This window comes from Streptomyces zinciresistens K42, from assembly GCF_000225525.1.
Lineage (GTDB): Bacteria > Actinomycetota > Actinomycetes > Streptomycetales > Streptomycetaceae > Streptomyces > Streptomyces zinciresistens.
The window spans coordinates 1-8,112 of the sequence record NZ_AGBF01000251.1 but is presented as its reverse complement, the minus strand read 5'-3'; the positions used below and the strand labels follow the sequence as shown (position 1 = coordinate 8,112).

Genomic DNA, 8,112 nt, shown 5'->3' with positions numbered 1-8,112 from the left:
GTGCAACTAGTTGCATAAACCCTGCGCGGTCCTCTACAACTGCGTCAGGCACGACACCGTCCCGGAGGGCCCGATGAGCCGTTACCCGCACCTGCTGAGCCCGCTGGACCTGGGCTTCACCACGCTGCCCAACCGCGTCCTCATGGGCTCCATGCACGTGGGCCTGGAGGAGGCCGAGCACGGTTTCGCGCGCATGGCGGCCTTCTACGCCGAGCGGGCGCGCGGGGGAGTGGGCCTCATCGTCACCGGCGGCATCGCGCCCAACGACGAGGGCCGGCCCTACGAGGGCGGCGCGAAGCTCACCACCGAGGCGGAGGCCGAGCAGCACCGCCCCGTCACCGACGCCGTGCACCGCGAGGGCGGCCGCATCGCCCTGCAGATCCTGCACTTCGGCCGCTACGCCTACCACCGCGACCTGGTCGCGCCCAGCCCCCTCCAGGCGCCCATCAGCCCCTTCCCGCCCCGCGAACTCACCGACGCCGACGTCGAGCGCACCATCGACGACTACGCGCGCACCGCCCGCCTCGCCCGGCGGGCCGGCTACGACGGCGTGGAGATCATGGGCTCCGAGGGCTACCTCATCAACGAGTTCACCGCCCGGCAGACCAACCGGCGCACCGACCGCTGGGGCGGCTCGTACGAGAACCGCATGCGCTTCCCGGTGGAGATCGTGCGACGGGTGCGCGAGGCGGTCGGCGAGGACTTCATCGTCGTCTACCGGCTCTCGATGCTGGACCTCGTCCCGGGCGGCTCCACCCTGGACGAGGTGATCACCCTGGCCAGGGCCGTCGAGACGGCCGGTGCCACTCTCATCAACACCGGCATCGGCTGGCACGAGGCGCGCATCCCGACCATCGCCACGTCCGTGCCGCGCGGCGCCTACACCTGGGTCACCAAGCGGCTGATGGGCGAGGTGTCCGTCCCGCTCGTCACCACCAACCGCATCAACACCCCCGAACTCGCGGAGGAGTTGCTGGCCGACGGGTGCGCGGACATGGTCTCGATGGCCCGTCCGATGCTCGCCGACGCCGCGTTCGTCGCCAAGGCCGCGGCCGGACGCCCCGAGGCCATCAACACCTGCATCGGCTGCAACCAGGCGTGCCTCGACCACACGTTCAGCGGCCGGATCACGTCCTGCCTGGTCAACCCGCGCGCCTGCCACGAGACCGAGCTGGTGCTGTCCCCGACCCGCACGCGCCGGCGCGTCGCCGTCGTCGGCGCCGGGCCCGCCGGGCTGGCCTGCGCCGTCGGCGCCGCCGAACGCGGCCACGACGTCACGCTGTTCGACGCCGCGAGCGAGGTCGGCGGCCAGCTCAACGTCGCCCGCAAGGTCCCCGGCAAGCAGGAGTTCGACGAGACCCTGCGCTACTTCCGCCACCAGCTCGACCACTTGGGCGTGGACGTCCGCCTCAACACCCGGGTGGCGGCCGGCGACCTCGACGGCTACGACGAGATCGTGGTCGCCACCGGCGTCACCCCCCGCACCCCCGACATCCCGGGCGTCGACCACCCGAGCGTCGTCGGCTACCTCGACGTGCTGCGCGGCGACGCGCCCGTCGGCGAGCGGGTCGCCGTCCTCGGCGCGGGCGGCATCGGCTTCGACGTCGCGGAGTTCCTCACCGACGGCGGCGGCAAGGCGAGCGAGGACCCCGAGACCTACTTCCGGCACTGGGGCGTCGACACGGACTACGCCGGCCCCGGCGGACTGACCGCCCCGCGGCGCCCCGCCCCGCCCCGCACCGTCCACCTGCTCCAGCGCAAGACCGGCAAGGTCGGCGCGGGCCTCGGCAGGACGACCGGCTGGATCCACCGCACCGAGCTGAGGCACCGCGGCGTCACCATGGTCCCGGGCGTGCGCTACGACCGTATCGACGACGCCGGAGTGCACCTCACCGTCGACGGGGAGCGCACCGTCCTCGCGGTCGACACCGTCGTACTGTGCACCGGGCAGGAGCCGAACCGCGGCCTCTACGAGGACCTGGTCGCGGCGGGCCGCAGCGCCCACCTCGTGGGCGGCGCCGACATGGCCGCGGAACTGGACGCCAAGCGGGCCGTCAAGCAGGGCACCGAGGTGGCGGCGGCCCTGTAGCGCTGCGACCGGGAAGGTTCACCGGCTCGCGACGCCCGGCACGGCACCTCGCGGCGTTGTCGCCCCACCCGGGTACGTCCGGTACGCGGGTGAGGCTCCGCCTTGCGCGGCACCGCACCGGACGCCGCGGGCCTCCGGCGAACCTTCCCGGCCACAGCACCCGCGCGGTGACCGGCAAGGTTCACCGGCCGGCCTTCCCGGCCGCAGCACCGGCCCCGCCGCGCGCGTCCCTAGGATGACCCCATGTCACTCCCGCACGCGATCCTCACCGCCCTGCTGGAAAGGCCGTCCTCGGGCCTGGAGCTGACCCGTCGCTTCGACAAGTCGATCGGCTACTTCTGGTCGGCGACGCACCAGCAGATCTACCGCGAGCTGGGAAGGCTGGAGGCCGAGGGCTTCATCCGGGCACTGCCGGCCGCGCAGCCGGCCCGCGGGCAGAAGAAGAGCTGGGACGTGCTGCCCGCGGGCCGCGCCGAACTGGCCCGGTGGACCGCCGCGTCCCAGGAGCCGCGGCCCCACCGCGACACGCTGCTGCTGCGGATGCGTGCCGCGGCCGTCGTGGGGACCGAGGGCGTCGAGGCCGATCTGCGCCGCCATCTGGCTCTGCACCGGCGGCAGCTCGCCGAGTACCGGGAGATCGAGGAGCGCGACTTCCCGCCGGGCCGCGACGGCGCCCAGGACCGCCTGCGGCATCTGGTGCTGCGGGCGGGCATCGACCTGGAGACCTTCTGGACCCGGTGGCTCACGCACGCTCTGGAGGAGTTCCCGGACCTGCCGGGGGACGGAACGGCGTGAGCCCGCCCCGCCGCGCCGTCACAGCCGGTGGGGCCTGGCCTTGCGGCGCAGGTACCAGGCCGTGGCCACGGCTCCGGCGGTGACCAGGACACCGCCGCCGACCAGCGTCAGCGTGCCGTAGTCCGTGGAGCCGCCGCCGACGCCGCCCATCACCCCGCGCGACGGCGAGGGCGTGGCGGTGGCGGCGATCGTGGGCCGGGTCGTCGGCGAGGCGATGACCGACTGGGTGCCCGCCGTGGTGCCGTCGGAGCAGATGACGATGACGGTGTAGGTGCCCGCGGTCACGTTCGACCACGCCGCCGACTGCAGGGCCGCGGTCCCGGACAGCGAGACCTGGCGGCCCTGCGAGAAGTTCGCCTGGCGGCTGTTGAGCAGGGACGCGGTCCCCCAGCTGCCGTTGGCGTTGGTGCAGGTGCTCGTGGTGACGGAGACCGTGGAACCGGTGGTGCTCACGGAGATCCCCGACTGGGCGAGGGCCGGAGCGGCGGCCGCGAAGAAGGGGAGTACGGAGGCGGCTGCCACGGTCAGGCCCGAGCGGAGGAGAAGCGGTGACTTGCGCATGGGATGCCCTCCGGCGGCACGGTCGGCGGTACGTCCGTTGCGCCGCCGGGGATCGGGAACGCCCGTGCTGCCTCAGGGGCAGCCAACGCGCCCCCGGACGCCACCGCATGCGGGCATCACCCGGTCGGGTGACACGCCGCGGCGTCCGGGGGAAACGGCGGCCCGGCGGTCACAGGCGCGCGCTCGTCGTCACCGAGCGCTCCGCCGAGAAGCCGCCCCACGTGCCGTCGGGCAGCCGCGCCCGGACCCGGACCCGGCGGCTCACCCCGGTGTCCGGGGTGAGGTAGGTGCTGTAGGTGACCCGCTCGCCGGGCGGGTTCCCGCCGAACACCAGAGAGGTGGCGTCCCGGCCGTCGAGCTGGATCTGGTACTCCGCGATCACCCCGTCGGCGCGCGGCGGCACCCAGCTCAGATCGAGGTAGTAGGCGCCCTCGGCGCGCCGCGTCGTCGCCTGGAAGGCCGTCGGCGCCGTGCCGCGCCCGTCGTCCTTGCCGGGGGTGGTGAGGGGCACGGCCGCCGAGGGCACCGAGCGGTTGTCGGCGGCGTCCCGGGCCCGGACGGTGAAGGAGTACTTCTGCCCCGGCCTCAGTCCGGTGACCACGGCCGCCGTCTGGTTGCCGCTCACACTGTGGATCTTCACCCCGCTCTGGTAGATGTCGTACGACACCACGTCCCGGTCGTCCCTCGCGATCGCCCACGAGAGCTGGACGGCCCGGCTGGCGACGACCCGTCCCGCGGCCTTGCCCGGACGGGTCGGGGCGGAGCGGTCGGCGGGCAGGTAGCGCGGGGTCTTCGCCCGGACCTCCCTGCTGGGCGGCCCGAGCCGGCCCTTGCGGTCGCGGGCCCGCACGGTGAACACGTACGAGGTGGAGGGCGTGAGCCGGACGACGTCCGCCATGCGCTCGGCGGCGGGGACGTCCTTGACCTTGGTGCCGCCCCGGTACACCTCGTAGCCGCGGACGCCGTCCGGCGCGGCGACCGCGTTCCACATCACGTGCACGCTGGTCGCGCTGCCCGCCTGCGCCGTCACACCCCGCGGTATGCCGGGCATCCGGCCCTCGTCCTGCGCGGACCCGGTCCAGGCGCAGGAGGTCAGCGGCAGCAGGGCCGCGCACAGCAGGGACAGCGGAACGAGAGCGCGTCGCACGACTCTGCCTCCCGGGGGCGGCCTCGCGGCAATGGTCCGGACCAATATGGCCCGCCTGACGCGCTCACATCAAGAGGGCGGTCGGTGGCGGCCGCCGCGGGCCCGGCGCGCGGCGTTCCGTATGCTGAGCCTCCTCGCGGCTGAACTCACCGGCACGGCCCGGTGGTTCATGCCTTCGGCGCGGACCGCTGTCGTCGCTGTCCCCGTGCCGTACGCGGGTGGCCGGGGGGCCGGGACCGTCGCGGGTCCCGGACCCCCGGTCGCCGGGAGCGGTCCTCGCGCCCGCCGTGTCGTCCCGGCGGCTGCGCCGTACGGACCCCCACTGGTGGCAGCATGATCCGAAGGCCGTCAGATTGGGCTGAGCGTTCGTCAGCGCGTCGGATCGCGGGTGGCGAACACCTGTCGATGTCCCCGGCGAGAGGGTCCTCCGTGGTGCGATTGCAGTCGCTGACGCTGGCAGCGGCGGGAGCCGCCCTGCTCGCCCCGACCACACCCCCGGCCCCGGCCCACCCTCCCGTACGGGAGGAGCCCGCGGCGCGCCGCGAGACGGGCGTCAGCGCCGCCGCCCTGCTCGCGAGACTGCGGGGCTGCGACCCGGTCTCCCGGGGGCGCTACCGCAGCGACGGCGGGGCGCGCGCCAGGATCCGGATCTGCGGGACGCGCGAGGCGGTGTTCTGGAAGGCGGACATGGACATCGACTGCGACGGACGCCCCACCCGCCGCTGCAACAGCCGCACCGACCCGTACTTCTCCGCCGCCACGGCCTACCAGCAGTCCGACGGGCGCCAGTTGAACGCCGAGCGGCTGCCCTACATCGTCGTGCCCGGCGCCGGCCGCGGCTGGGACCCCGCCGCCCAGGGCATCGGCGGCGGCTCGGTCGCGGCACTCGTCCACCGGGGGCGCGTGCGGTACGCGGTCGTCGGCGACGTCGGCCCGCGCGACATCATCGGCGAGGCGTCGTACGCCGCCGCCAGGGCCCTCGGCATCCCCGCCGACCCGCAGGGCGGCGGCGCGGCCTCCGGCGTCACCTACGTCGTCTTCAAGGGCAGCCGGGTGAAGGACATCGGGGACCGGGCGGCGGCGTCCCGGGCCGGACGGCGCCTGGCGGCCGAACTGCTGCGCGGCGGATGACCCGCGAACGGCCGGACCGCCTCCCCGGCGGAAGAGGCGGCCGGCCGGGCGAGGAGCCGCCGCGGGCCGCGCTCAGACCTTGCGGTAGCGGTACGCCTCCTCCGCCGCCGCCTCCACCGCGGCGAGGTCGGCGCCGGTCGCCGCCGTGACGACCGCCGCGACGGCGCCCTCGACGAACGGGGCGTCCACCAGGCTGGTGCGCGGCGGGAGTTCGTCGCCCTCCGCGAGCAGGGCCTTGACGGTCAGGACCGCGCTGCCGAGGTCGGTGAGGACCGCGACCCCCGCCCCGCGGTCCACCGAGGCGGCGGCCGCCGCGATCAGTTCGGCGCTGGTGCCCAGCTCCCCGGCCCCGGTGCCGCCCGCGGGCGCGACCGGGACGTCCGCCCCGCCCGCGAGGCCCCGGGCCAGTTCGGCCACCGACGCGGCGACCTGCGCGCTGTGCGAGACCAGCACGACGCCCACGAGCGCGTTGTCCGCCGCGTCACTCATCGCCGGCCTCCCCCAGGGCCGCGATCAGCAGCGCCGCCGAGGTGGCGCCGGGATCCTGGTGACCGACGCTGCGCTCGCCCAGATAGCTGGCCCGGCCCTTGCGGGCGCGCAGCGGCGTCGTCGCCACGGCACCCTCCTCGGCGGCGGCCCGCGCCGCGGCGAACCCGTCACCGAGCGCGTCCACGGCCGGCACCAGCGCGTCGATCATGGTCTTGTCGCCCGGCGCGGCGCCGCCGAGCGCCATGACGGCGTCCACGCCCGCGCGCAGCGCCCGAGCGAGGTCGTCCTCGCCGACCTCGGCGCCGTCACCGAGAGCCTTGCCGGTCCGCCGCAGCAGCGTCCCGTACAGCGGGCCCGAGGCGCCGCCGACCGTCGAGATGAGCTGCCGGCCGGCGAGAGTGAGGACCGCGCCGGGAGTTCCCGGCTCCTCCTTGTCCAGGGCGGCCCTGACCGCGCGGAACCCGCGCTGCAGATTGCTGCCGTGGTCGGCGTCGCCGATCGGGGAGTCGAGGGCGGTGAGCCGCTCCGCCTCCCGGTCGACCGAGGCCGCGGTCGCCGTCATCCAACGGCGGAAGAACTGGGCGTCGAGCACTGGATCTCCTTGCGTGGCAGGTCGGTTGCGGTCGTACGGCCCCGGATCACATGCCCCAGCGCAGCCCGGCGGTCCTCACCGGCGCGTCCCACAGCCGCAGCAGCTCCTCGTCGACCTGGCACAGGGTGACGGAGGCGCCGGCCATGTCGAGCGAGGTCACGTAGTTGCCCACGAGCGTGCGCGCGACCGGCACCCCGCGCTCCGCGAGGACCCGCTGCACCTCGGCGTTGAAGCCGTACAGCTCCAACAGCGGTGTCGCGCCCATGCCGTTGACCAGGACGAGGACGGGGTTGCGCGGGGACATGTCCTCCAGGATCGCCCCCACGGAGAAGTCGGCGATCTCACCGGACGTCATCATCGCCCGGCGTTCGCGGCCGGGCTCGCCGTGGATGCCGATGCCCAACTCCAGCTCACCCGGCGGCAGATCGAAGGTGGGGCTGCCCTTGGCCGGGGTGGTGCAGGCGCTCAGCGCCACACCGAAGCTGCGGGAGTTCTCGTTGACCTGCCGGCCGGTCGCCTCCACCCGCTCCAGCGGCTGTCCCTCGTCCGCGGCGGCACCGGCGATCTTCTCCACGAACAGCGTCGCGCCCGTTCCGCGCCGCCCCGCGGTGTAGAGGCTGTCGGTCACCGCCACGTCGTCGTTGACGAGCACCTTCGCGACCTGGATGCCCTCGTCCCCGGCCAGTTCGGCGGCCATGTCGAAGTTCAGGACGTCGCCCGTGTAGTTCTTCACGATGAACAGCACCCCGGCGCCGCTGTCGACGGCCGCCGCCGCGCGGGCCATCTGGTCCGGGACCGGTGAGGTGAACACCTCACCCGGACAGGCCGCCGACAGCATGCCGGGGCCCACGAATCCGCCGTGCAGCGGCTCGTGCCCCGACCCGCCGCCGGATATCAGCGCGACCTTCCCCGCCACGGGGGCGTCCCGCCGGACGATCACCCGGTTGTCCACGTCCACGACCAGCTCCGGATGGGCCGCCGCCATCCCGCGCAGCGCGTCCGTGACCACGGTCTCCGCGACATTGATCAGCATCTTCATGAGTACCTCCCGGTGAAACGTGCGAGGGGCCCGCGGCCGGGGGTTCTGCCGGCCGGAGGGGGCGATGTCCGTCGGTGGTCGGTGGCCTCTGGGTCGGAAGTCCTGATAGCGGCAGTATCTGCCTTGTCGGGGCGAAGGTCACGTGCGGGGGCGTCCGGACCCGCGACCGGGCGCCCGTCCGCGACCGCGCGGCCGCGTTCCGTGACCGGCTGCCGCCCCCGCGAGGCCCGGCCGCCCCGCCGCCGACGCGTGCCGCCGCCGACGCGTGC

Annotated in this window: 8 protein-coding genes; 3 read left to right on the top strand and 5 right to left on the bottom strand. The window is 74.7% G+C overall.

Annotated elements, in window-relative coordinates:
* Positions 1-73 precede the first annotated feature (73 nt).
* Both SZN_RS33395 and SZN_RS33390 read left to right on the top strand, forming a co-directional pair.
* Complete coding sequence (locus SZN_RS33395; RefSeq protein ID WP_007503870.1) at positions 74-2,089, top strand: NADPH-dependent 2,4-dienoyl-CoA reductase; 2,016 nt, start codon at positions 74-76, stop codon at positions 2,087-2,089.
* A 243-nt stretch (positions 2,090-2,332) separates the two neighbouring features.
* Positions 2,333-2,884 (top strand): PadR family transcriptional regulator, encoded by a 552-nt coding sequence (locus SZN_RS33390; protein WP_007503868.1) that lies wholly within the window; start codon positions 2,333-2,335, stop codon positions 2,882-2,884.
* Positions 2,885-2,902: 18 nt separating this feature from the next.
* On the opposite strand, the gene SZN_RS33385 is transcribed toward SZN_RS33390, so the two are convergent.
* Positions 2,903-3,445, bottom strand: a complete 543-nt coding sequence (locus SZN_RS33385; protein ID WP_007503866.1) for a hypothetical protein — start codon at positions 3,443-3,445, stop codon at positions 2,903-2,905.
* Between the two features lie 169 nt (positions 3,446-3,614).
* Complete coding sequence (locus tag SZN_RS33380; RefSeq protein ID WP_007503864.1) at positions 3,615-4,592, bottom strand: fibronectin type III domain-containing protein; 978 nt, start codon at positions 4,590-4,592, stop codon at positions 3,615-3,617.
* Between the two features lie 432 nt (positions 4,593-5,024).
* Between SZN_RS33380 and SZN_RS33375 the strand changes: the two genes are divergently transcribed.
* Positions 5,025-5,723 carry a glycoside hydrolase family 75 protein gene (locus SZN_RS33375; protein ID WP_043734407.1) on the top strand — a complete coding sequence of 233 codons (699 nt, stop codon included), beginning with the start codon at positions 5,025-5,027 and terminating at the stop codon, positions 5,721-5,723.
* Positions 5,724-5,795: 72 nt separating this feature from the next.
* Here the strand turns inward: SZN_RS33375 and SZN_RS33370 are convergent, their stop codons facing one another.
* The 3 genes from SZN_RS33370 to dhaK are packed head-to-tail and all read right to left on the bottom strand — an operon-like array spanning position 5,796 to position 7,843.
* Positions 5,796-6,212 carry a PTS-dependent dihydroxyacetone kinase phosphotransferase subunit DhaM gene (locus SZN_RS33370; protein WP_007503860.1) on the bottom strand — a complete coding sequence of 139 codons (417 nt, stop codon included), beginning with the start codon at positions 6,210-6,212 and terminating at the stop codon, positions 5,796-5,798.
* Positions 6,205-6,804, bottom strand: a complete 600-nt coding sequence (gene dhaL / locus SZN_RS33365) for a dihydroxyacetone kinase subunit DhaL (protein WP_007503859.1) — start codon at positions 6,802-6,804, stop codon at positions 6,205-6,207. The genes SZN_RS33370 and dhaL overlap by 8 nt, the downstream gene beginning before the upstream one ends.
* Before the next feature lie 46 nt (positions 6,805-6,850).
* Positions 6,851-7,843 carry a dihydroxyacetone kinase subunit DhaK gene (dhaK, locus tag SZN_RS33360; protein WP_007503857.1) on the bottom strand — a complete coding sequence of 331 codons (993 nt, stop codon included), beginning with the start codon at positions 7,841-7,843 and terminating at the stop codon, positions 6,851-6,853.
* Positions 7,844-8,112: the final 269 nt, after the last annotated feature.

Bases quoted from the DNA above. Each gene is read 5' to 3' on its own strand.
- SZN_RS33390 (WP_007503868.1), top strand. From the start codon at position 2,333: ATGTCACTCCCGCACGCGATCCTCACCGCCCTGCTGGAAAGGCCGTCC.
- SZN_RS33385 (WP_007503866.1), bottom strand. From the start codon at position 3,445: ATGCGCAAGTCACCGCTTCTCCTCCGCTCGGGCCTGACCGTGGCAGCC.
- dhaK (WP_007503857.1), bottom strand. From the start codon at position 7,843: ATGAAGATGCTGATCAATGTCGCGGAGACCGTGGTCACGGACGCGCTG.
- SZN_RS33370 (WP_007503860.1), bottom strand. From the start codon at position 6,212: ATGAGTGACGCGGCGGACAACGCGCTCGTGGGCGTCGTGCTGGTCTCG.
- SZN_RS33395 (WP_007503870.1), top strand. From the start codon at position 74: ATGAGCCGTTACCCGCACCTGCTGAGCCCGCTGGACCTGGGCTTCACC.